20 protein-coding genes are annotated in these 22,720 nt (G+C 37.0%); 10 read left to right on the plus strand and 10 right to left on the minus strand.

All coding sequences use genetic code 11. The features are described from left to right. Positions 1-4: 4 nt before the first annotated feature. From ACRD62_RS15515 to ACRD62_RS15540, 6 genes are all read left to right on the plus strand, one after another. Entirely contained in the window at positions 5-2,794 is a 2,790-nt protein-coding gene (locus ACRD62_RS15515) for a response regulator (protein ID WP_430821025.1), read from the plus strand. A gap of 70 nt (positions 2,795-2,864) precedes the next feature. Further along, entirely contained in the window at positions 2,865-4,025 is a 1,161-nt protein-coding gene (locus ACRD62_RS15520; RefSeq protein ID WP_430821026.1) for a sensor histidine kinase, read from the plus strand. Positions 4,026-4,159: 134 nt separating this feature from the next. After that, positions 4,160-4,708 carry a YceD family protein gene (locus tag ACRD62_RS15525; RefSeq protein WP_430821028.1) on the plus strand — a complete coding sequence of 183 codons (549 nt, stop codon included), beginning with the start codon at positions 4,160-4,162 and terminating at the stop codon, positions 4,706-4,708. 14 nt (positions 4,709-4,722) lie between these two features. Then, positions 4,723-4,908, plus strand: a complete 186-nt coding sequence (rpmF, locus tag ACRD62_RS15530; RefSeq protein WP_321406424.1) for a 50S ribosomal protein L32 — start codon at positions 4,723-4,725, stop codon at positions 4,906-4,908. 253 nt (positions 4,909-5,161) lie between these two features. Next, positions 5,162-6,160, plus strand: a complete 999-nt coding sequence (locus ACRD62_RS15535; RefSeq protein WP_430821029.1) for a beta-ketoacyl-ACP synthase III — start codon at positions 5,162-5,164, stop codon at positions 6,158-6,160. 89 nt (positions 6,161-6,249) lie between these two features. Continuing rightward, positions 6,250-6,675 carry a hypothetical protein gene (locus ACRD62_RS15540; protein ID WP_430821030.1) on the plus strand — a complete coding sequence of 142 codons (426 nt, stop codon included), beginning with the start codon at positions 6,250-6,252 and terminating at the stop codon, positions 6,673-6,675. Here the strand turns inward: ACRD62_RS15540 and ACRD62_RS15545 are convergent. From ACRD62_RS15545 to ACRD62_RS15555, 3 genes are all read right to left on the minus strand, one after another. After that, positions 6,672-7,139 (minus strand): DUF4268 domain-containing protein, encoded by a 468-nt coding sequence (locus ACRD62_RS15545; protein ID WP_430821031.1) that lies wholly within the window; start codon positions 7,137-7,139, stop codon positions 6,672-6,674. The two genes, ACRD62_RS15540 and ACRD62_RS15545, sit on opposite strands and share 4 nt — an antisense overlap. Positions 7,140-7,312: 173 nt before the next feature. Next, positions 7,313-8,533, minus strand: coding sequence for a hypothetical protein (locus ACRD62_RS15550; protein WP_430821032.1), 1,221 nt, complete (start codon positions 8,531-8,533; stop codon positions 7,313-7,315). Between the two features lie 103 nt (positions 8,534-8,636). Next, complete coding sequence (locus ACRD62_RS15555) at positions 8,637-10,190, minus strand: methyl-accepting chemotaxis protein (protein ID WP_430821033.1); 1,554 nt, start codon at positions 10,188-10,190, stop codon at positions 8,637-8,639. A gap of 245 nt (positions 10,191-10,435) precedes the next feature. Here ACRD62_RS15555 and ACRD62_RS15560 point away from each other — a divergent pair, with 245 nt between their 5' ends. Together ACRD62_RS15560 and tpx are read left to right on the plus strand one after the other, a co-directional pair. After that, positions 10,436-13,519, plus strand: coding sequence for a cytochrome c biogenesis protein (locus ACRD62_RS15560; RefSeq protein WP_430821034.1), 3,084 nt, complete (start codon positions 10,436-10,438; stop codon positions 13,517-13,519). Between the two features lie 123 nt (positions 13,520-13,642). Further along, a complete protein-coding gene (gene tpx / locus ACRD62_RS15565; RefSeq protein ID WP_321406415.1) occupies positions 13,643-14,140 on the plus strand; it encodes a thiol peroxidase in 498 nt (165 codons plus the stop codon). A gap of 87 nt (positions 14,141-14,227) precedes the next feature. Here tpx and ACRD62_RS15570 read toward each other — a convergent pair whose 3' ends face one another. The 5 genes from ACRD62_RS15570 to ACRD62_RS15590 all read right to left on the minus strand — a co-directional run bounded on the left by ACRD62_RS15570 (position 14,228) and on the right by ACRD62_RS15590 (position 18,694). Beyond that, on the minus strand, positions 14,228-15,508 hold the full coding sequence (locus ACRD62_RS15570; protein WP_430821036.1) for a tetratricopeptide repeat protein: 1,281 nt from the start codon (positions 15,506-15,508) through the stop codon (positions 14,228-14,230). 156 nt (positions 15,509-15,664) lie between these two features. Then, complete coding sequence (locus tag ACRD62_RS15575) at positions 15,665-16,210, minus strand: hypothetical protein (RefSeq protein ID WP_430821037.1); 546 nt, start codon at positions 16,208-16,210, stop codon at positions 15,665-15,667. Positions 16,211-16,229: 19 nt separating this feature from the next. Further along, entirely contained in the window at positions 16,230-16,454 is a 225-nt protein-coding gene (locus ACRD62_RS15580) for a hypothetical protein (protein ID WP_430821038.1), read from the minus strand. Between the two features lie 185 nt (positions 16,455-16,639). Continuing rightward, a complete protein-coding gene (locus ACRD62_RS15585; RefSeq protein WP_430821039.1) occupies positions 16,640-17,962 on the minus strand; it encodes a deoxyguanosinetriphosphate triphosphohydrolase in 1,323 nt (440 codons plus the stop codon). A gap of 9 nt (positions 17,963-17,971) precedes the next feature. Then, a complete protein-coding gene (locus ACRD62_RS15590; protein ID WP_430821040.1) occupies positions 17,972-18,694 on the minus strand; it encodes a M48 family metallopeptidase in 723 nt (240 codons plus the stop codon). A gap of 136 nt (positions 18,695-18,830) precedes the next feature. Here ACRD62_RS15590 and ACRD62_RS15595 point away from each other — a divergent pair, with 136 nt between their 5' ends. Continuing rightward, positions 18,831-20,372, plus strand: coding sequence for a M61 family metallopeptidase (locus tag ACRD62_RS15595; RefSeq protein WP_430821041.1), 1,542 nt, complete (start codon positions 18,831-18,833; stop codon positions 20,370-20,372). Here the strand turns inward: ACRD62_RS15595 and ACRD62_RS15600 are convergent. Continuing rightward, entirely contained in the window at positions 20,349-20,672 is a 324-nt protein-coding gene (locus tag ACRD62_RS15600) for a hypothetical protein (RefSeq protein WP_430821042.1), read from the minus strand. The genes ACRD62_RS15595 and ACRD62_RS15600 overlap by 24 nt on opposite strands. A 52-nt stretch (positions 20,673-20,724) precedes the next feature. Beyond that, positions 20,725-21,501 (minus strand): HNH endonuclease, encoded by a 777-nt coding sequence (locus tag ACRD62_RS15605; protein WP_430821044.1) that lies wholly within the window; start codon positions 21,499-21,501, stop codon positions 20,725-20,727. 554 nt (positions 21,502-22,055) lie between these two features. On the opposite strand from ACRD62_RS15605, the gene ACRD62_RS15610 reads away from it, so the two are divergent. Next, on the plus strand, positions 22,056-22,700 hold the full coding sequence (locus tag ACRD62_RS15610; protein WP_430821045.1) for a PQLLE family protein: 645 nt from the start codon (positions 22,056-22,058) through the stop codon (positions 22,698-22,700). The last annotated feature ends 20 nt before the right edge of the window (positions 22,701-22,720 follow it).

Below are 22,720 nucleotides of genomic sequence, written 5' to 3' on the forward strand. Positions count from 1 at the left end.
AACAATGAAGAAAGCCATCATTATAGCTATTGTTAGTATTGTCTTTCTTATACTTTCCAATGTATACTATTACGTTGATACTTATAAAAGTCAGATAAATACTCAGAAGGACATTCTGCTTAAACAATCATTAATTGTTGGCGAACAATTAAATCAATACTTCAATAAAACACATACAAATATCTCTATATTAGTATCTGAGGTTGAGCTTCGAAAATTATTTAAGGATAAGGCAGAGTCAACTGAAGTACAAAAACGACTGGAACTACTTTTTCATAGTTATTCAGAGCATCTGAATTCGTTAAAGATTACGGATGTTGATGGTAATACGTTCGAGTTGACAAAAGGGCAGGGTAATACCTTTATTTCATCTTTTGGTGTAGGTGATGTCGAGGAGTTTATTACAAGTCAGATGTATATAAATCCTCAAGGTACAAAAATTACGTATGTTCAGCCCTTGTTCAATCAAACCAGGGTTGTTGGATATATGCAGTTTGAAATGATGTTGGACGCATTCTTTAATTCTGCCTTTTACAATTTTAATCTCGAAGATTTTCATTTTCAATGGGTGATGAAGCCCAATGGATGGGTTGTTTACAATACTTTGCATAAGAAAGCCTTTTATCCTGTACTGGAAGGTTCTTCGGACTATATTAAAGGAAAAAAATGGTTTTATAAGATTCATACGATTCATGCTGAATATGAAGAATTAAAGGTGCTTACTGTTTTTAACCGATTGGATTTTAGTGGTAATGATTACTATCTGGCTTTTTCAATGCCTATGGATGTGATAACTTCTTCAATTGCCCGTAATTCAATTGTTTTAGTAGCCATATCCATATTTGTTGTTACACTCATTGTTGTCGTATTTACTGTGTTTTTCAGGCGACATGTGCAGGATGAGCGGAGTTTAAAAAAATCAGAAGAGGCCTTAAGGCAGATTATTCATTATCTGCCGGTAGGAGTGGTGTTACTGGATGGATCAAACAGAATACGACAGGTAAATAAAGCTGCCTTAAAATTATTTGCATTCGATGATGAAGATCAGTTGGTTGGCCGTAAAGCTAATGATGAGGTCTTATTTGAGAATAAAACCCGACTGGAAAAAACAACCTATTCAACACAGTCGAACAAATATGTATTTACCAATAAAAACAATGAAGAATCGGTAATACTGCACGAGCAAATCGTATTCTATTTATTGCGTGAAGAATACAGTTTACAGGTTTTTGTTGAGGTGTCTTTTCTTGAAAAAGAAAGAAGGAATGAAGAATTGGCCAACAAAGCAAAATCCACTTTTATTGCCAATATTAGTCACGAGTTACGAACTCCTCTGAATAGTATGATAGGGATGACAGATATAATGCTGACATCTGATTTGAAAGAGGATGACCGTGAAATGTTGAATGTTGTAAAACGTTCTGCCGATACTCTATTAGTATTGATCAATGATATTCTTGATTTTTCTAAAATTGAAGCCGGTCGTTTTGAGATAGAATCCATTCCTTTTAACATGCAAAACGAGGTTGAAAATTGTGTTCATAATTTCCTACCTAAGGCGCAACAGAAAAATCTGGATTTAACCTGGACTAGTAACCTCTTGTTGCCAAGTAATTACATGGGCGATCTTATTCGTTTTCGACAGGTGTTAAATAATTTATTTAGCAATGCAATTAAATTTACCGAGAAGGGTAAAATCCATCTCAGTATAAAAGAGGTCAGAGGTTTAAATGGGTCGCCGGCAATTTCATTTACCATTAAGGATACAGGTATTGGAATAAGGAAAGAAAAGCTTAAAACAATCTTCAACTCATTTTCGCAGGCTGACGAAAGTATTACAAGAAAGTATGGGGGTACAGGATTAGGTATTACCATTTCGAAGGAGCTGGTGAATATGATGGGGGGAGAAATCTGGGCAGAAAGTCCGTCTGAATTATCCAACGATCCGGATAATCCGGGTGCATCATTTACCTTCACGTTACCATATCGAACCAAAGGATACACTAAGGATTATAATAAAACTAACATTGTTTCCTTTAAACAGATTAAGACTTTTATCATCACAGATGAGCTGATGCATGTAAATATCTTGTTGAAGAATTTATCAACATTAGGTATCGATTATAAGGTGTTACCACCATCCAATGATAGTATTGATATAATTCGAACAGATGATAAGCATCAAATGATGGTGGTTGATCACCGGCCGGATTTTAATGGATTAGAATTTCTGCAGGAGATTTATAACCATAAACTGCACAAGCGAATGCCGGTGATTATTCAAAGTTCAGATTTTGAGCCGAGTAATACTGCTGTCGCTAAGCGTCTTGGAGCAGATGCCTATTTTCGTAAGCCTGTAAATTATCAGGTTTTGAAAGATTTTATATTAAAATCGTTCCCGAATGTGGTGAATCAAATTGCAATTGAACCGAAGCAATTAAACGTGTTGGTTGCTGAAGATAATAGGTTAAATCAACGATTAGCTAAGAATCTTTTCAGGAAAATTGGACAGGAAATTGATGTGGCCAATAACGGAATGGAGGCTTTGAATAAGATGCGAAGCAAGAAGTATGACATTGTTTTTATGGATGTGATGATGCCGGAGATGGATGGGCTAGAAGCAATGAAACAGATTAAAACAGAGATGTCTGAATGCCCTGTTATAGCAATGACAGCCAGTGTTGATGAAACCGATAAACAGGTGGTAATGGAAGCTGGAATGGATGATTTTATTATGAAACCAACGCGTTTGGATGATTTATCACGTATGCTTGATAAGTGGTGTAATTTATAATGATGGTAATAATTTGCCTTTAAATACGTTTAAATACTCAGCCCTGTCATTTTAGGATAAAAAGAGTATCATGAGTTATCATACCCGCAAGAAAGTCTGGAAATTACTTTTGCTACTGGGAGCTGTTGTTATCGGCTCTTTCACATTGCTATATACCTATCGACTAACAAATCAACTAAAGGAAGAAGAGCGTAAAAAATTAGAACTCTGGCAGGAAGCATACCGGCAATTAACAGATGTTGATGCGCCGGAATCTGTTATACCTCTTATCTTACAGATTATTAGTCAGAATACAACCATTCCCTTAATTATAGCTGACGGCGATGATAATATATTGGTTCATCGAAATGTTGCCATCAATCAGCGCGACAGTGTTAATTACCTGAATAAGGTATTTACTAAGATGAAAAGTTCGACTGAACCCATTATTATTGATTTGGGAAGCCAGGAGTTTCAATATTTATATTATCAGGATTCATTATTAATTAGAGCTTTAAGCTGGTTTCCGATTGTTCAGTTACTGGTGGTTGCCTTGTTTATAGTTGTTGCATACTTGGCATTTAGCTCTGCTCGTAAGGCTGAACAGGATCAGGTGTGGGTAGGCATGTCAAAAGAAACAGCACATCAGTTGGGAACGCCAACCTCCTCATTACTGGGATGGGTCGATGTTTTACAGATGCGGGATGAAGATTCTGAAATCGCCAATGAACTGGCTAAAGATGTGAAACGGCTCCAGGTTATTACCGATCGTTTTTCAAAGATAGGATCAAAACCGGAACTTAAAAATGAAGAGCTGCTACCAGTAGTGAATGATATTGTAAACTATCTGCAACGAAGGATAGCCAGTCAAGTTGATTTACAGGTGATCTGTGATGAAGGTTCAAAACCCGTTGCACGTATCAATAATGTATTATTTCAATGGGTACTCGAAAACCTTTGTAAGAATGCCATAGATGCCATAAAAGGGAGCGGTAGTATTGTTATTTCTTTGATTAGTAAAAATGATAGTGTAATTATTGATGTTAAAGATTCGGGTAAGGGACTGCAACGAAATCAGTTTAAATCTGTTTTTCAGCCTGGGTATACCACCAAGTTGCGCGGGTGGGGATTTGGACTGTCATTGGCTAAAAGAATTGTGGAGGGTTATCATAACGGTAAAATATTTGTAAAAGAATCTGAAGTTGGCAAGGGTACTACTTTCCGAATCATTCTTCCCTTAAATAACAAGTGATTGCATTAGGTTATCAGCAGTAAATTTGCAAACTTTAACATGTCGGACTATAATTTGCTGTTAAAAAAGATCTGTTTTCTTTTTTGGCGTGTTTTTATTTTATACTTTTGCAAAGTTTTTTTAGATAGGGTAAAGTGGACAGACGAAGAGACTACGATATCCCGTTCAAGGGTTTGAAAGAGGGGTTGCATGAATTCAATTTTGAAATCAGCGAGTCGTTTTTTAAGTTATTTGAGCAACCGTTGGTTGAAAACGGAAATGTGAAAGCAAAGGTTGAGTTGAAAAAAAGCTCAGCATTAATGAGTTTAACATTTGATATCAGCGGAGAAGTGGAATCGGTTTGCGATCATTGTCTGGATGCACTTAATCTGGACGTCAATTATCATACTCTGGTTTATTTGAAATTTGGGGAAGAATATGATGAACCAACAGATGAGATTATCGTATTGCCGCACGAGGCACACGAAATTAATGTTGCCCAATTGTTGTATGAGTTTATCTGTGTGGGTTTGCCAATAAGGCATGTTCACCCGGAAGACGAAGATGGGAATCTTACTTGTGATCCTGAGATGTTGAATCGCTTAGATGAATATCTGGTTGAAGAAGCATCAGACGAAGAGCAAGACGATTATATAGATCCTCGATGGGAGGCTCTCAAAAATTTAGTGAATAAAAACAAGTAAAATTAGGTTGAAAAATGGCACATCCTAAACGAAAGACCTCGAAAACGAGGAGAGACAAGAGAAGAACTCACTACAAAGCGGTAACTCCGGCTTTAGGTGTTTGTTCAAACTGTGGTGCGACTGTGAAAATGCACACAGTATGTGGAGAATGTGGATACTACCGTGGAAAATTAGCTGTTGAAAAAGAAGTAACAGCTTAATTTATTGAATGAGTATTCAATAAAATTTGCCTGCAATCTTTTTGTGGGCAAATTTTGTTTTGGGGCCATAGGTTAATTTGTATACTATTATTGAATTTGTACTTTTGTATCCGCCCCTTATAATATATATAGAGTAACATATTGCTTTTTGTTTGATTTAACTTAATAGGGTGCTTTGTAACAGGAAGCATTAGAGCAATGATCTGTTTTTTGATGGAAAGTATTTCATTGCTCATGGATAATATTTGTTCGCATGAAAAAAATCAATGCAGTCATCACAGCCGTTGGAGGATTTGTACCTGAATATATCCTTAACAACGAAGAGTTGAGTCAGATGGTTGATACCTCTGATGAGTGGATTATGACCCGTGTGGGTATTAAAGAGCGTCATATCTTAAAAGGCGAAGGACTTGGTACTTCCGATATGGGTGCAGAGGCCGTAAAAGAAGTTTTAAAGAAAACAGGAACAAAACCCGAAGAAATTGATTTGGTTATTTGTGCAACGGTTACTCCTGATCATCCGTTTCCGGCAACTGCTAATATTATTGCCGACAAATGTGATATCAGAAATGCACACGGCTTTGACTTAAATGGTGCGTGTTCCGGATTTTTATATGCATTGGATACTGCAACCCGATTTATTGAATCAGGAAATAAAAAGAAAGTAATCGTAGTTGGCGCTGATAAAATGTCATCTATCGTTGATTATACCGATCGTACTACTTGTGTGTTGTTTGGTGATGCAGGAGCTGCTGTATTACTTGAGCCAAGTGAAGAAGATTATGGTATTAAAGATTCTATTCTTCATAGTGATGGTTTTGGACGTAAATATCTTAATATGAAGGCTGGTGGTTCAGTAAACCCTGCTTCACATGAAACCATTGATAATAAAATGCATTACATCTTCCAGGATGGACGTCATGTGTTTAAACATGCTGTTTCTAATATGGCTGATGTTTCTGTGGAGATTATGAAGCGTAACAATATGACTGCAGATGATTTGGCGTGGTTAGTTCCACATCAGGCTAACTTGCGTATTATTGATGCTACCGCTCAACGTATGGAGTTGGATCCTAAAAAAGTGATGATCAACATTGAGCGTTACGGTAATACTACTGCAGCAACTATTCCATTGTGTTTGTGGGAGTGGGAAAAGCAATTGAAAAAAGGAGATAACATTATTTTAGCTGCTTTTGGTGCCGGATTTACCTGGGGTTCTATTTATTTAAAATGGGCTTACGACGGACAATAACTTTCTTTATTGGAATATACAGAGGGCTGCCAATTGGCAGCCTTTTTGCAATATATAGGGTTATTAATCGTTTTGTATAAAATGAAATTATGAAACGATTATTCTATTTACTGGTGATTATTTTGCTGACCGGATGTTCACAAAAAAGTGTACCATTTAAGTTTATTGGAATTTGGCAATCGTTGAATGAATACAATGCCTATAAGTTTACTGCAGATAGTGTTGATTTTTACCTGGAAGGAGAACCTTTTTGGAGTAAAGCCGCGAAATCAGGATCTCTTAGCTATACAATTAATCAGAAAGATAACTTATGGTATGACTTACGAATCATGGATGGTGAAGAGCTGTTTGTTAATGGCAAAATAGAAGTTGTAAATTCAGATCGAATTCGTATCTATCTCTATAAACATCACAATATTCTCGATCTGGCAGATGAATACATTCGTGCCGAGGATTTTGATAGTTTTCGGAAGATAATGAATAAGATTTTAAAGGAGCCAGAGGAAGAAATTTAACTTCCCAGCTCATCGTGCAATAAAAAGTCTTTTACTTCTAAAAAGGCTTTTTCCAAACGTAACATACGGTTGATCATAAACTTCATGGTTTCGGGCCACAATTCTTCACGATAAATATCTGAAGGTATTTCTTCATATACCCTGCAAACCTCCTTTTCTTCATCTTTATTGTACAAATAATCCCATGTAAGTTGTCCTTCATAGGCTGTTTCGAAAATTGCTTTACAAGCCTCTAATTTTTCGTAAAGTTGCAATCTTCGTTCTTCATTTCTATGGTTAATCTCAAGGGCTACAATGGCTCTCTCCCGATTTATATCAAACCGAAGATCCAATCCCTTGATACCCGTATTATCAAAAATCCAGCGTATTTTTTTACCTTTTTGTCCCGGTATACGTCGGGTACGGTTTTCCAATTTATGCCAGAATTGTTGACGAAGTTCTTTTGCTTGCTCTTTTGAGAACATGACGATTTATTTGTTACTTTTTTTGCTAAGCAGCAAAAATAAGAGAAATGCAGCACCTATGCCAATCATTAACAAACTTACCACCTCCATTGTGGAGGTGGTACTGTGTATCATGCCGAAACCGGCTATTATCATTAGTACTGCAAGTACTGCTAATTTTTCTTTCACAATATCTAAAAAATGTACTTCAACATAGTGGTTATTCTATGATTGGTAACATTTTCCAGATTAATTGGTTTAGCATTTTCATCAAAATCACTACCATAACCGGCAACTGCATACATCCATTCGATTCCTAAACAAACTTTTTGAGTGGCATAGAATTTGATTCGAGGAGAGATGGTATACATCTCACCAATTGTACCTCCTAATGTATATTCCGACAGATAATTAGCCTCTTCTGAAGCGCCCAGATTCTTAGTGTATCCTGCAAATATACCCGGTTGAATTTTCTTGTGGTTAGTTTGTATATCAGTCCATAAGGCCATTGTATTAATAGGTGTATATTGGCGTTGTGCGCTGCCATTATTTTTTTCAGCAAATCCGCCCAGCATAACCAGGTTCGACATTGCCCCACCATAAATTCCTTCAGCTTTTATTGTAAATCCTTGGAATTTTTGTCGGATAGAACCTGCAAAATAACCAGCCTGTGCTAATTCATCGGTTTTAAGACCATTCAATGGATCCAATAAAGATGGTTTCAGTGTTTTGTATCCGGCTGTGAATGCAGCAAAGAAATCTCCGTTATTGTATTTCAACTGTACATCAATCTCAGGTCGTAATGAATTCTCAACCGCATTCGTCATTCCCCTGTCACTAAAATCATTCTGACTCATCAAAAACGCAAGAACCTCCAACTTATCGCTCATTTTGTATTCATAGCGCAACATTGGCTGACGGTTTAGAGGATGATAGGGTGAGCCCGCACTAAGCGTAACAGCAGAAGGATAATTCTCAGGAATAAATAAAGGATGCCAGTATTGTCCGAAAAGGATACTGCTTTTTTCCCAGTTTAAACGGATAAAAGCATGACGCAATCGAAAATATAAATCATTTCCCTGTGCTTTATCTCCCAGGAAATCGCCTTCAACAAAAGCTATTGTTTTAGCACCCCAGATATCGGGTCCGCTTACTCCAAGATTAACACGGCTGAATGCAGCATCAATATCAAAGCTAGATGCAGAATTCAGATCCTGTCCTGATCCATCCAAACTTGGAGGTAAGGGCCAAAGATAAATATTGCCGTTTCTGGCTGTGGCACTCTGACGTGAGTCAAAGAAAGCATTGATTCCAACATAACCATGTAACTCAATCTTTATTTTTTTCTCTTCTTCCTGTGCATTTATTTTTAGGGCAAATGCTACAACTGTGATAAAAAGTAATAATTTCTTCATTTTAATCGGTTTACCAACCTTTTTGATTTTGGTTTATTTTTAAAAAATGCAAAACAAATAAATAATTCAATCCTATACAATCTGAAAAATCAATTCCTCTACTTTAGTTAATTTTGAAATAACCTATTGTTTTCTTTAGTATTTCAGCTTGTCGTGATAATTCTTCTGAACTGGAAGCCATTTCTTCAGAGGAAGCTGAATTTTGAGAAGTAATACTTACTAATGATTGAATAGCACTGTTAATATGAGTAGCTCCTGTTTCCTGCTCCTGACTTGATACCAATATTTCTTTTATTGCTTCCAAAATTGATTGAATATCAGGTAAAATTCTCTCCATTTCACTCCATGATTGCTGAGCAATAGAAAGACTAGCCGAAGATACCTCATCAATTTCCCCAGCGGCTTTCTGTGTGAACTCAGATAATTTTCGCACTTCTGATGCAACAACTGCGAATCCTTTACCTGCATCACCTGCTCTGGCTGCTTCAACTGATGCATTTAATGCCAATAGGTTTGTCTGGAAGGCAATATCCTTAATTATGGCAACTTTTGAGCTGATTTGCTCCATAGCAACCAGGTTTTTGTTAACGGTTTCCTTCAGTTGTTCAATACCATGTCCAGTTTTATTTGCGGTAGATTCTGTTCTTCTTGCGTTTTCTGAGTTAGAATGTATATTTGCAACCATCTGTTCTATAGAAGTTGAAATTTCTTCGGTTGAAGCTGCCTGCGAATTAGCCCCATTTGAAATATGCTCAGCTGATTGCGCCATTTGCTCACTTGCAGTAAAAACATTCTCTGAACCTTGTATTACTTCTTCTATAATGGTTCTCAATTTCGCAAGAGTTGCTTTTAATGATTCTTGTAAAGTCCCAATTTCATCGTTTTCAGATGTTTCAATTTCAATTGATAAATCACCTTTTGCAATTGATTGAGTATGTTTTGAAAGTTTAATTATAGAGCGAGTGATTCTTTTACCAAAGAAAACAGAAAGAAGTCCAAAAATTATCAAAGTAATTAACGATATGCCTGATGATAGCATTATTCCAGACTTTAAATTATCATTCATTTTTTGTCTGGATGATGCAATAGCCGTATCAATTTCATCGATATAATTTCCTGTGCCTACAACCCAGTTAAAAGGTTCAAAATATGCAGAATAACTTCTTTTGGGTAAAGGAATATCACTGCCGGCTTTCGGGAACCAATATTCAGTATAACCGTCTCCATTGATTGCAGAGTTAATAATCTCTCGGATTAGGTATTTGCCGTTAGCATCCTTTGCATCCCAACGGCTCTTCCCTTCAACATCTTCACGACCAAGTAGAACAACATTAACACCCTCTTTGGTATCAATCCAAAAATATCCATCCTTTCCGTATTTTAAATTTCGTACTGAATAGGCTGCCAGAAATTTGGCTTCAGCTAACGAGAGTGAATCCTTCTTAACTAATTCGTAATAGCTTTCCAATAATGTCATTACACTTTGCACCTGATGCTTAACTTCTTCATCAAAATTGTTGCGAAGAATTTTTTCCAGCTCTTCAAGGTCATCTTTCTGAGATTGATAATTTATTATTGTTGATGGGATTGTAATAGATAAGGCAAGTATGGCCAGCATCCCAACAGAAAAAGCAATAACCTTAGCAGTTAATTTCATGGATTTAGATATTAAAGTAATTTTTGCCAGTCTTACGGCTGAATTATGTAGAACGTTTCGTGAATTTAGTCGAATTGGGAATTGAACTTAACTTTTTCCTTATTTAGAATGAATAATAGAAGTAATCTTGTTCTTATTTACTATTTTAATCTCCGTATAGTAAAGATAAAATGGCTAAATACAGACGAACTAATTATATGATAAATTGTTAATAGTTTGAGAATCCAAATCCAAAGAAGAATAATATGAAAAGACTTTTTGATGCTCTTACATCCCATTGGTTAATGGGAACTCTACTCTTATTTCTGGCTGCTGTGATGGGTGTTGCTACATTTATCGAAAACGACTTTGGCACCAATGCCTCCAAAGCCCTTGTTTATAATAGCTGGTGGTTCGAATTGGTTTTTTTAATACTAACCATTAATATGGTGGGCAACCTAATGAAATTCAAAACTTTTTCGTTAAAGAAGCTACCGGTATTGGTTTTTCATCTGGCTTTTATTTGTATCATGGTGGGTGCTGCCATTACCCGATACATTGGTTATGAGGGAATGATGCACATACGTGAAGGCGAACAGTCGGATCAGATTTTATCGAGTGATCAATATGTAAAAGTAAAAGTTACTTCAGATAGTTTTGAACAAGCCGATGAAGAGCATGTGCTTTATTCAATAGTTAGCCCTAATGAATATTCATCGAGTTTTTCAACTCCTAAAGGAAAGTTAAAACTAAAAAGCGAATTATATATTCCTCAGGCTACAACAAAAGCTGTTGAGAAAGAAGGAGGAGAACCTGCCATTCAGATAGTTTTATCAGCTGCCCGCGGACGTCAGGAATTTTCGTTATTCAAAGGTGATGTTATAAATGTTGGTAATTATTCTCTGGGGTTTGAGCCATCCGATGCAAATCAGGATATTGTATTAAAACTTATTGATGGTATGGCTTACTTTATTGGTAAGGATACCGTTAGTATGATGCAAATGCAAACAGGTGATGTGCAGAAATTTGAGCCCGATTCGGCACATAAATTATATAACGGTGTTTTATATAGTTTCGGCGACTTACGAATGGTATATACTAACCTAATGGAAAGTGCGGTAGTTGAACCGGTTTCTGTTGAAGGTCAAAACGGAAGTGGTTTGCCTGATGCCATAAAGTTTGTGGCAGAATTGAATAATCAAAAGAAAGAATTTTTTGTGTTTGGTCAGAAAGATGTATTGGGCCGAGATTATACAGTGGACATAGACGGGGTTGAGGTGAAGGTTAGTTATGGTGCCAAACAAATTCATATTCCGTTTGCATTACATCTTAATCGGTTTGAGCTCGATCGTTACCCGGGAAGCGAGAGTCCAAGCTCTTATGCGAGCGAAGTAACCCTATTGGATGAACGTACCGGTATCAAAGAAGACCGGAGAATATTTATGAATAATATTCTTAATTATAAAGGCTATCGATTCTTTCAGTCATCATATGATACCGATGAAAAAGGAACAATATTATCAGTAAACAGAGATTTTTGGGGTACACTATTTACCTATATCGGTTATTTAATATTGGCCATTGGAATGACACTGGCATTGATAATGCCAAATACGCGTTTTCGTAGCCTGGGCAGAAGGATTGATGAAATCTATAAGGAAAAGAAAAAGTTTCTTGCCATTGGTTTATTCCTGTTGGCAGTTCCGGCTATGAGTCAGGACTTAAATCCAAATATTAAGATCAGTCCTGAATCAGCGGAGGCTTTCGGAAGACTATGGGTGCAGGATCAGGGCGGAAGAATGAAGCCCGTTAATAGTTTGAACAGTGAGATTGTTCGAAAGCTGGTAAAACACCATACATTTCATGGATTATCGGCTGATCAGGTTGCATTAGGTATTATCATTGATCCCGGATTTTGGCAGGAAACACCTCTGATTACCATTAAGCATGATGAACTTAGAGCCATACTGCAGGTGACCGATAAAAAATCTTCTATCAACAATTTCTTTACACCCGATGGGCAATATAAAATCAGGCAGTTGGTTGAGACATCTTACCGTAAAAGGCCTGCATACCGCAATAAGCTGGAACAGGAAGCTGTGAAGGTGGATGAACAGGTTAACGTTTTCTTTATGCACAAAATGGGAAGCTTTTACAAGCTTTTCCCTCTGCCTGAAAGTGAAGATAATAAATGGGTGCTGTCAAAAGATAAAATAACCGGGGTAAGCGACCAGGATAGCCTGTTTATTAAGAATGTGCTTAACATGTATTTGCAGGCATTAACGTCTGGTGATAAAGCTTCAGAAGCTACTTATTTAGATGCAATAGATAAGTATCAGCATAAATATGGTGGATCAATATTGCCGTCAGATTATAAAAAGGACATTGAGATTATTTATAATGAGAGTAGCATTTTTATGTCGTTGATGCCTTACTTTCTGGTACTAGGTTTGATTCTCTTGTTTTTTCAGTTAATGAGACTGGTTCAACCTCGTTTTCAATTTAAATGGATTTTGCGAACCGGACTAATATTGGTTATTCTTGCCTTTGCTTTATATACAATTGGTTTGGCAATTCGTTGGTATATATCAGGCCATGCTCCATGGAGTAACGGATATGAATCGATGTTGTACATTGGTTGGACAACTCTTGTTGCGGGTTTAAGCTGGACCAGAAAGAATCCGATTGCTTTGTCTGTTTCAGCTATTTTTGCAGGTATTATTTTAATGGTTGCTCATCTTAGCTGGATGAATCCTGAGATTACCAATCTGGTACCGGTATTGAAATCATACTGGTTAACCATTCACGTTGCAATTATTGTAGCCAGTTATGGATTTTTGGGTAATGGCTTCCTGTTAGGTTTTCTGAATCTGTTATTGGCCGGAGCTAAGAATAAGAATAATAAAAAGGCCTTTACAATTACAATAGAAGAACTTTCAGCTATTAGTGAAAGGGCTATGACTGTTGGTTTGTATCTGTTGACAGTTGGAGCTTTTCTTGGAGGTGTCTGGGCCAACGAATCGTGGGGTCGTTACTGGGGATGGGATCCTAAAGAAACATGGTCGGCCGTTACCATTCTGGTTTATGCCTTTATTTTGCACATGCGTTTTATCCCCGGAATGAAGAGCATAACAACCTTCAATATATGGTCAGTTATTGGCTTTGCATCGGTAATAATGACCTATCTGGGAGTTAACTACTATCTGGCCGGAATGCATTCTTATGCAAAAGGTGATCCGGTTCCGGTTCCTGCATGGGTTTATTATTCTGTTGCCGTAGTTGCTGTGGTTATTTTTTATGCTATGTATAACGAAAAGAAACTGGCAAAAGAAGAAGAGGAAGAGTCTTAAATTATTTGTTCTATATGCATGAATGACCGAAGAATACAAAAGCTTCGGTCATTTTTTTTTATTTTTTTGTAAACAAAAGTAACAAAGGCATTGTTTAGGTTTTAAATAAATTGATCGAACAAAATGGCAAAAATAACTTTTAAAGGTTCACCTGTTGAAACAGCAGGCGACTTACCAAGAGTGGGAGCTGAGGCCCCGGAATTTACTTTAGTAAATACAGAATTAGGCGACGTTTCGTTAAACGATTATAAAGGACAAAAGGTAGTATTAAATATTTTTCCAAGTGTTGATACTTCTGTTTGTGCTGCGTCGGTAAGACGATTTAATGCTGAAGCATCGAAACGCGATAATACAACCGTTTTATGTATTTCTCGTGATTTACCTTTTGCTCATGCACGTTTTTGCGGTGCTGAGGGTTTGGATAAGGTAATTTCATTATCAGAATACAAAGACGAAGTGTTCAGTCAGAATTATGGAGTTAAAATGGTAGACGGACCGTTGGCAGGTCTTTTATCTCGTGCTGTGGTTGTAGTTGACGAGAATGGGAAGGTAGTACACAGCGAACAGGTAGATGATATTGTTCACGAGCCGGATTACGAAGCTGCATTAAAAGTTTTGTAATGCCTTAGTGCAGATAATTGTTTAGTTTTATTTAATGTTCTTAAGAAAGCCGGATGGATAGACCACCCGGCTTCTTTATTATATAATTTATTGAATTCCCTGTTTAAAAAATTCCTCCTCAGCCATAGTGTTTAAACGGCTGTTCACAAACTCCTTTAATCGAATTCTTGTTACGTCTTTCCCTTTTTTTGTATCCAGTGAATCGGGTAACTTGTCAAGAAAAGCCTGGTATAATTCCTGAGCTTTTTCTTTATCCTTTAAGTCAAAATCGTAAATAGTTGCCTGATTATACAAATACATTGCCGTGGTTGGAGAATAGCTGTAGGCTGTATCATAATAAGCAATGGCTTTTTCGTATTCGCCCGAATTGGCGTGCATCATAGCCAGTTTAAGATGTATTTTTTCCATTAAATCAGGAGAGGGGTTTAGAAGGCCCGCAGCCATTTCAAGATAGGGTTTACCTCTCAGAGGAATATTTGATTCACCCAGGCTGGAGCCCAGAAAGAAACAAATCTCAGGATCATCGCTTTTCAATTCAAAAGCATCGGACAAATAAGTTATGCTCTCGTTAAAGTTATCCATTCGGTAATATGCAATGCCAATGTGTTTTTTGGTGATTAGTGAACTATCACCCTGGGATTCCATTCTTTTAAATATGTTAACCGTATTTCCGTTTGCACCAGACTTAAAACTTGCCAGACCTGCCATGGTTAGAAAGCGTTTTGAGTAACCAAGCGTATCAACAAACTGCATACTCAGGTCGAAGCACTCAACATACATCTTTTTACCGTAATATACCTGCGCCAGTTTTATTCCAACCTTTTGATTAACAGGATAGGCTTCCAAAATGCGTTTGTAGGTGTTAATAGCCGACAGAGGTTGATTCACCTTCTGAAAAGCTTCTGCTAACAGCATATTGGCATTGTAGTTCAGAGAATCAAGCTTAAGGTAGTTTTCAAGAATTACAATGGCACTGTCGTACTGACCTTCTGTGCTTTGAATTTGTGCATAACGCATCAGATTACCGTAATGTGTGGAGTCTTGGGTATATCTTTGTTGACATATATCCAATGCCTGTGGATACTGACCAACTTCGAAATAACTTTTACATAGTAAATCCTGATGTTTAATTGGTAAGGGTTTATTTATACTAGCCAATGTTTCGATTGCCTTGTTGATCGTTCCTGATTGATAATATGCGGAAGCCAACAGGTAGAATCCATCTTCATCCAATGTATTTCTTTGCGACTCCAGCTGATCAATTATTTCGGGATAACGTTCTTCGGAAAACAGCAGATTAAGATTTTCCTGGGCAATTGCATTAATGCAGAAAATTACCAGAATACCTGAGAGCAGATATTTTTTCATAATACAGAAAGTTAAGATAGGCCTTAAATGATAGCATCTTAAAATTAAGGTATTACCCGAAAGTCGACAAATTAAATTAACATATTTAGCATTTTTTAAGATATGTCACTTGATCAACAGGATATAAAAAAAGCCCCTTTGGGGGGCTTTATCTGCTTACATTTCCTTTTCTTCTAGTTCTTTCTTCTTTTCTTTCATTTCAAGCTCTTTCTCCTTCATCTTTTCCTCCATTACTTTTACTTTTTCCTCCTGCTGCTTGACTTCTTCAATTTTTTTCTCCAGTTCTTCAGTTTGTCTTTCAGCCCTGTCTATCTTTTCTTTCCTTTTTTGGTATTCTTCATCCGAAATTTTACCTTCTTTTCTTTCTTTATCAGCTCTTTCTTTGGCATTTTTTATTCTCTCGCGAGCCTCTTTGGTCTTCATTTCGCCTTCAGTAACTGATTCGTCCAGTTTTTTCTTATGCTCTTCGTGCTTCATTTTAGCTTCTTCTGCACGTTTCTGTCCAAATTCTTTACCTTTAAGATCTCCTTTATCTTTTCCGTAAGCATTACCGGTTTCTTTCTCTGCTTTTTCCTTAACCTCTTCTTTAAGTTTTTCCTTCTTCTCCTGCTTGCCTTTTTCTTTCTTATCCTTATTATTTTGCGCCTGGCTTGCCAAACTTAAAGTAAATAGTAATGCCAGTAGTAGGGTGATTTTTTTCATTTCGATAGATTTTGAATGTTTATTCCAGTTCTTTTAGAGCTTCGTCCAACTTTTCAGTTGTTTCTTTAATGTCTTGTGCTGCTTCTTCAAGGGTAACCTGAAGTGTATCAGCAGCAGCTTCTACCTTTTCAACCACTTCTTGTTGTGGGGTTGCTTCAGTACTTTCAGTATCTTTCTTTTTCTTTTCGCCACATGATGCCATTACGAAGGCTAACACTGCGGTAATTAATAATAATTTTTTCATACAGATTGTGTTTTATAGGTTTAAAATACAGAAATCTAGTGTTTTATTAGATCTAAGATAACAGGAAATTTTGAATAAAATGGTTGAAATGTGCTATATTTTACCAAAGCACAAACACTTTAGTACCTTTTTTAAAGTATGGAATTTCCTATTTGTTTCTTTGCTGTTAAGAGCCAGTAAATGAATTATTTTAACCCAAGTCCGCTTATTTTACGATAAAGATCCAGTGCATAAACGTCAGTCATACCTGAAACAAAGTCCAGAACCGATTGAATTTTATTAACCAAAAGATCGTTTTCGGTTACTTTAAATTGCTCCGGAATAAAAGGAAGTAGCATTTTAGAGTAGAAATCATTGGGATTAATCACTGCTTTAATAAATTCATCAAGGAGAGTGCCCAAAATTTTAAAACCGGCTATTTCAATTTCAACCACTGACTGATGTTTATAAATACGCTTAAAGGCCAGTTTTTTGCATGTTTCCATGGCTTCCAACTCCACACCAGTCAGGTGATCGACCAATCCCTTTTTGAAGGTACCATTGAGGATCTCATCCTGATTCTTCCAAAAGATATCAGTACAAAGTCCTACCAGTTTACCAATCACTTTGGCTCGTAAATAAACAATTCGCTCGTTTAAGTCGCTCACCTCGTTAAATACATCTGCTATCTTGTCAAATTCTTTGGCTTCCGTTTTCTTATCAAAAAAGGCTGTTAGCAGATTGTAGGTTTCCTCGTATGAAAGAATCTTCAGCTTATGCGCATCTTCAATATCCATTACCTGGTAACAGATATCGTCGGCTGCTTCAACCAGGTAAACCAATGGGTGACGGGCATAAATCTCTTTTTCTTTATCCAGCACTTTTAGCTGGAGCTCTTCGGCAATATGCTTAAATATTTCTTTTTCCGATTGAAAGTATCCATATTTTTTTAATCCCAAATCAGAGGCATAAGGGTATTTAAGTATGGATGCTACAGTCGTATAGGTCATTGCAAAACCACCCTGACGGCGCCCCCGAAAGGCATGTGTAAGTATGCGCAAGGCATTTGCATTTCCTTCGAAACGGGTAAAATCAGTCCATTGCGATGGGGTGAGCTGATCTTTGAATGCTGCTCCGGCACCATTGGTAAAATAATGACCTATAGCTGCTTCACCGGAATGACCAAAAGGTGGATTACCCATATCATGTGCCAGACAAGCCGCAGCTACAACAGAACCTATCTCGGCAACTAATTCGGGATTACCCAAACCTGCTTCCGTTAACTTTCGCGACAGATTGTTACCCAGAGAACGCCCCACACTGGCAACTTCCAGACTATGAGTTAGACGGTTATGAACAAACACGCTTCCGGGTAAAGGGAAAACCTGAGTTTTATCCTGTAAACGACGGAAAGGAGAGGAGAAGATAAGGCGATCATAATCACGTTGAAATTGTGTGCGATCGTGTTTTATTTCTTTCAGGTTTTCCTGTCCGGTTCGTTTGGTTGATAGTAGGTGATCCCAGTTCATATATGTTTCTTAGTATATTTTTGTTTGATAATCTTTCATCCTGCCATCAAGCTGGCGGGCTTGTCCGTTCGTCATGGTATCGAGACGAGCCCAGAAATGCGGGCCATGATTTTTTTCGTGTACATGGCATAACTCATGCAAAAGTACATAATCTATCAGTTCATCAGGCAATCGCATCAGGTGCAGGTTTAAATTAATATTGTTACGTCCGGAGCAGGAGCCCCAACGCGACTTCAGATTTTTTATAACAACATTCTGATAACGAATGGAATGTTTCTGCGCTAATTCGGCCAGCCTGTGAGGTAAATATCGTTTGGCCTCCAAACGTAAGGCCTCTTCAATACCGTAGCGTATATTTTCCTGTATACCCGGATGGCTTACCGGTACATTACCGGGATAATAAATATGCAATATGCCCTGATGAAGGTGTAATCTCACATTCGACTTATTGTGTTTCGAAATTTTAAGAGCAAAGGAGCGGGAAGTAAATTGGGTGGTCTCATCAAAAATAGTCAGTAGGTCTTCTTTCTCTTCCAGTTTTTTGAGGTTTGATAGTATCCACTGCTTTTTCTCCTTCAGAAAATTAATGCCTTCATGTACATCACCCCCGACCGGAATCACGAGAGTAACTCCTTTAAAAGGCCTAAGTTTAATACTAATACGACGAGCTTTTGTACTCTGGCGTATCGTTACCTGGCCCAGCTCCGGTATTTCTACAACAGCTTCCTTCATTGATGGTAAAAGTAAGAAATGTTGGCTTATTTTCTGTTTGTATGATAAAGTATCTCCAACAAAACTCAATGACTGCAAAACAATTTTTATCCAATCTTTTAACTAATTTCATCCCGTAAAATATTACACATCAGCCATGAAAATTAAATTATTACCTTTTCTATTTATTCTGAGTCTGCTGTTTGCATGTGTTGCAGAGGATAAAACATATCAGCCTGAATTTCATTACACCGTATCGCTTGATGATGCATCAAACCAAAATTTTGGTATGACTCTTACGGTAAAAGGAATGGATCAGGACACAATAGTTTTAAAATTACCTCAATGGACTCCCGGATACTATCAGCTGATGGATTTCACTTCCGATCTTTCTCAATTAAAAGTGATGGATGAAATAGGTAATGAACTGAAAGCTACCTTTAATGAACCTAATGCCTGGACCGTAACCGAAACAAAAAATAAAGAACTGACCATTACCTATTCCATCAAAGCCGATCGTAAATTTGTGGTGCAAAGTTACATTGACACTACACATGCTTATATCGTTCCAACCAATAATTTTCTTTATATCGATGGATATCTGAATCAACCCGTGACGATTGATGTGGCCGGAATGGAAACTTGTGGATTTTCTGATCTTATTACCGGGTTAACCAAAACGGGTGACTTCGCCTGGTCAGCACCGGATTTTGATATTTTATATGACAGTCCTTTATTGGCAGGTAAATTAGATCGCTTGCCTGTTTTTGAAATAGGTGGAATCAGGCATCAGTTTGGTGGTTTTATGCTGGGTGATTTTAACCGCGAAGAGCTTAATTCTAATCTTGAGAAGGTGGTAGAAGCAGCTACGACGCTTATGGGAGATATCCCATATGGTGATTACCATTTTATTGCTATCGGCCCTGGATTTGGAGGCATAGAACATTTGAATAACACCACCATCAGTTTTGATGGAAATAAAATACAAACCGAAGCGGAGATGAAAGATGTAATGAGTTTTATTGCTCACGAATATTTTCATCATTACAATGTTAAGCGCATACGTCCTTATGAACTGGGACCGTTCGATTACGATGGCATCAACCGTACTGCACAATTATGGATCAGTGAAGGATTAACCGTGTATTACGAGTACATGCTTACCCGCATTGCAGGTATTACGAATGAAGATGATCTGATATCCTCTTTTGAGCATCATATCAATCATGTTGAAAACAATGAGGGAAGATTAAAACAATCGCTGGTACAATCGAGTTACAACACCTGGGAAGATGGACCTTTTGGAGTTCAGGGTAAAACAATTTCTTATTATCAGAAAGGTCCTTTGGTTGGTTTGCTGCTCGATCTGAGTCTTCGCCAGGCTACACAAAACCAAAAATCACTCGATGATGTAATGCGCTATCTTTATCAACAGTATTATCAGCAGGAGCAACGTGGATTTACCGATGCTGAGTTTCAGCAGGTGTGCGAAAACATTGCCGGAACCTTATTGACCGATGTGTTTGAATATGTACATACTACCCGCGAACTGGATTATAACCAATATCTGCAGTATGCCGGTTTGGATCTTGTTAAAACAATGGATCGAAACACTGGTAGGATTCAGTACAGCATTCAAAAACTTAATAATGTTAATGCCTTACAGCAAGAGATTTTAAAATCGTGGTTGAGGGAGTGAAGAAATAATACTGAGCCATTCAGCGACATCCTTCGTTTGGTTGGGTTTAACTTTAGTAGTCAGAATTGCATCAAATTCGTACCATAAAAAACCATCCAAACCAAAGGCATTTACCTTATGAAATCCAAAACGAGGTATTTGCCAGCGATCTGGATCAAACCATCTACCTTCAATCAAACCTTTTTCAATGGTGGTAATAACAAATGCAATGGCTAGATTATGTTGGTTAGTGAAAACCACCTCTCCAAATGTCTTGTAGTTTCCTGCATCGCGAAACAAGTATTCAAATTGAATATTCATTTTTTGAAGACAAAACTAATTTATGTCGTATTAGCTGTCAACGGACTATGAGTCACATATGCCTCTCAAATACATTCTGGCGATGCCAAGTTAAAAAAGTTGTACTGGGTAAGTATTTATTTGGTAATAGAATTGTCTGATTTTCAATTTTTCCGAAATGAATATCATAAAATTCCTTTGTAGAATAATCTTTTATGGTTTGTGATAAAACAATTTTGTATTCACTATCAATGGTCAGTAATCCTCGATCAAATGCTTTATCATATAATGCAGATAAACAAAGACCATTTTCGGGGTTAAGCCTTTCTGCTTTATTCGATGCCCATGGAATTATGTGGCTAGCAATTAAAAAGGTTGGGATATTTATTCCAGTAATGGCGCAGGTACTTTGGTAATTTGAAAGTACCATATCGCGAAAGAATTTTTGATTAACTCTTGTTTTTACATAGCTTTCACGATCTTCTCCAACTAAGAGATCTAAATCAGGTAAGTAATTTCTGTATTTCTGTTCTATGGATTGTTTCTCAAGCAGAGCTAAGACTTTTTCACTTTCGAAAGCAAGTTCTTCCTGGTTTGTATAGAATTCATTAAATATTTCCTTGTCTGCTTTTGCAGCATTTTTCATTCCTTTGATACCTCTTCTTTGTAAAGCGGGATCAAAACTTGCAAAATTCGATAGTTTAAGACCTACGGCACTTGGAGTTCGTCCAATCTGTTTAGCTAAAGACTTTATTTGAGGATTTGTGTTGCTTATTTTGCCAAACGGTATCCTACAATATAAATTAAAAGCAGCTACTAATTCTTGTCGTGTCCAAGCCGTTCGGGTCATTTAGTTCTTTATTTACTAGCTTAAATATAGTGGAAATACTGTAATAATATGAATTATGAGTTCATGAATCTAATCAACATTTTGATTGATCATACCTTCAACCAAGGTAGTAATCTTTTATAACCGTGTAGTAATAGCTGCTGATTGGGTAGCAAAGGCTTAAAGGTGGCGTAGCAGGGTACAAAAGCAAGGTAGCAATAGAAGAAAGTGCAGAAGTTATGACAGAAAGTCAGGTAGCGACCCATAAAAGTGAGGGAGCAGGGGTTTAAAGCAAGGTAGTAATGAACAGTAATAGTAAAGATGTCATCCATTTAATGATACAGGAGACTTTTTATGAAGTCTTAGTGTTGTAATCATAAACTTGCATATATTATTTTATTTATATAATTTACTTGTGCTTTTTAATATGTTTTTTTATGTAATTATAAAATGTATCTCGTATCGCCATAAATTACTTTGTTTATTGTTATTTCTTATTAAAGCTAAATATATCCAAATAGTAACCCAGGCTAATGTTGAATATTATGTCAACATGGCTATTAAACTTAAATAAGATGAAAACAAGTTATGAAAAAACCTATGAAAAATCCCGCATCCTTATAATGGGGGTTAACCAAGTTGAAGAAATCAAACAACGGATTGCTCCGGTTTATAATGAAGAGCGTCTGGCTAAAGGCAACGAGTTACTTCAGTTGGCCAAACAAAGTATGATAGCACAGGATAAGGAAATGATAGAGGCCAGCATGGCTACCAAGGCATATCACGAAGTTGATGAGCAATTACATTCAGTATTGGTAAAGATTCGCAAAGCGATTCGTTACTTTTTTAAAAATGACGAAATAGTGCTGGCTAACATGCATATTAACGACCCCATACCAACTGATTATAATGGTTGGAAGGCATTATGTGAGCAGGTAATGAATGGTATTATTCTTTTTCCTATTGTTCAGCAAAAGCTGGAATTGATTGGAATCAATCAGGAAATGGTGAGGCAATGTAAGGCCGATTTGGATAAACTGGATCAATTAAAAAGTGATGCGGCCAGAGAAAGCGGAGAGGCACAGGTTGCTTCAGAAGCAAAACATGAAGCGTTTGATAATTTAAACGCCTACTGCATCGATCTTCGCGAATGTCTGGATCTGTTTTTTGAAGATAGTGAGCGGCAACAACTCGAAAAAGTTGGTATCATAGTTCAATAATAATCTGAATAAATTATAGG

The organism is Carboxylicivirga caseinilyticus (assembly GCF_050589785.1).
Classification (GTDB): domain Bacteria; phylum Bacteroidota; class Bacteroidia; order Bacteroidales; family Marinilabiliaceae; genus Carboxylicivirga; species Carboxylicivirga caseinilyticus.

Excerpts from the sequence above, each read along its gene's own strand:
- ACRD62_RS15545 (WP_430821031.1), bottom strand. The coding sequence starts at position 7,139 with ATGTTCTCAAAAGAGCAAGCAAAAGAACTTCGTCAACAATTCTGGCAT.
- ACRD62_RS15550 (WP_430821032.1), bottom strand. The coding sequence starts at position 8,533 with ATGAAGAAATTATTACTTTTTATCACAGTTGTAGCATTTGCCCTAAAA.
- ACRD62_RS15515 (WP_430821025.1), top strand. The coding sequence starts at position 5 with ATGAAGAAAGCCATCATTATAGCTATTGTTAGTATTGTCTTTCTTATA.
- ACRD62_RS15585 (WP_430821039.1), bottom strand. The coding sequence starts at position 17,962 with ATGAACTGGGATCACCTACTATCAACCAAACGAACCGGACAGGAAAAC.
- ACRD62_RS15535 (WP_430821029.1), top strand. The coding sequence starts at position 5,162 with ATGAAAAAAATCAATGCAGTCATCACAGCCGTTGGAGGATTTGTACCT.
- ACRD62_RS15560 (WP_430821034.1), top strand. The coding sequence starts at position 10,436 with ATGAAAAGACTTTTTGATGCTCTTACATCCCATTGGTTAATGGGAACT.
- ACRD62_RS15555 (WP_430821033.1), bottom strand. The coding sequence starts at position 10,190 with ATGAAATTAACTGCTAAGGTTATTGCTTTTTCTGTTGGGATGCTGGCC.
- ACRD62_RS15540 (WP_430821030.1), top strand. The coding sequence starts at position 6,250 with ATGAAACGATTATTCTATTTACTGGTGATTATTTTGCTGACCGGATGT.
- ACRD62_RS15600 (WP_430821042.1), bottom strand. The coding sequence starts at position 20,672 with ATGAATATTCAATTTGAATACTTGTTTCGCGATGCAGGAAACTACAAG.
- ACRD62_RS15570 (WP_430821036.1), bottom strand. The coding sequence starts at position 15,508 with ATGAAAAAATATCTGCTCTCAGGTATTCTGGTAATTTTCTGCATTAAT.
- ACRD62_RS15590 (WP_430821040.1), bottom strand. The coding sequence starts at position 18,694 with ATGAAGGAAGCTGTTGTAGAAATACCGGAGCTGGGCCAGGTAACGATA.
- rpmF (WP_321406424.1), top strand. The coding sequence starts at position 4,723 with ATGGCACATCCTAAACGAAAGACCTCGAAAACGAGGAGAGACAAGAGA.
- ACRD62_RS15520 (WP_430821026.1), top strand. The coding sequence starts at position 2,865 with ATGAGTTATCATACCCGCAAGAAAGTCTGGAAATTACTTTTGCTACTG.
- ACRD62_RS15580 (WP_430821038.1), bottom strand. The coding sequence starts at position 16,454 with ATGAAAAAATTATTATTAATTACCGCAGTGTTAGCCTTCGTAATGGCA.
- ACRD62_RS15575 (WP_430821037.1), bottom strand. The coding sequence starts at position 16,210 with ATGAAAAAAATCACCCTACTACTGGCATTACTATTTACTTTAAGTTTG.
- ACRD62_RS15605 (WP_430821044.1), bottom strand. The coding sequence starts at position 21,501 with ATGACCCGAACGGCTTGGACACGACAAGAATTAGTAGCTGCTTTTAAT.
- ACRD62_RS15610 (WP_430821045.1), top strand. The coding sequence starts at position 22,056 with ATGAAAACAAGTTATGAAAAAACCTATGAAAAATCCCGCATCCTTATA.
- ACRD62_RS15595 (WP_430821041.1), top strand. The coding sequence starts at position 18,831 with ATGAAAATTAAATTATTACCTTTTCTATTTATTCTGAGTCTGCTGTTT.
- tpx (WP_321406415.1), top strand. The coding sequence starts at position 13,643 with ATGGCAAAAATAACTTTTAAAGGTTCACCTGTTGAAACAGCAGGCGAC.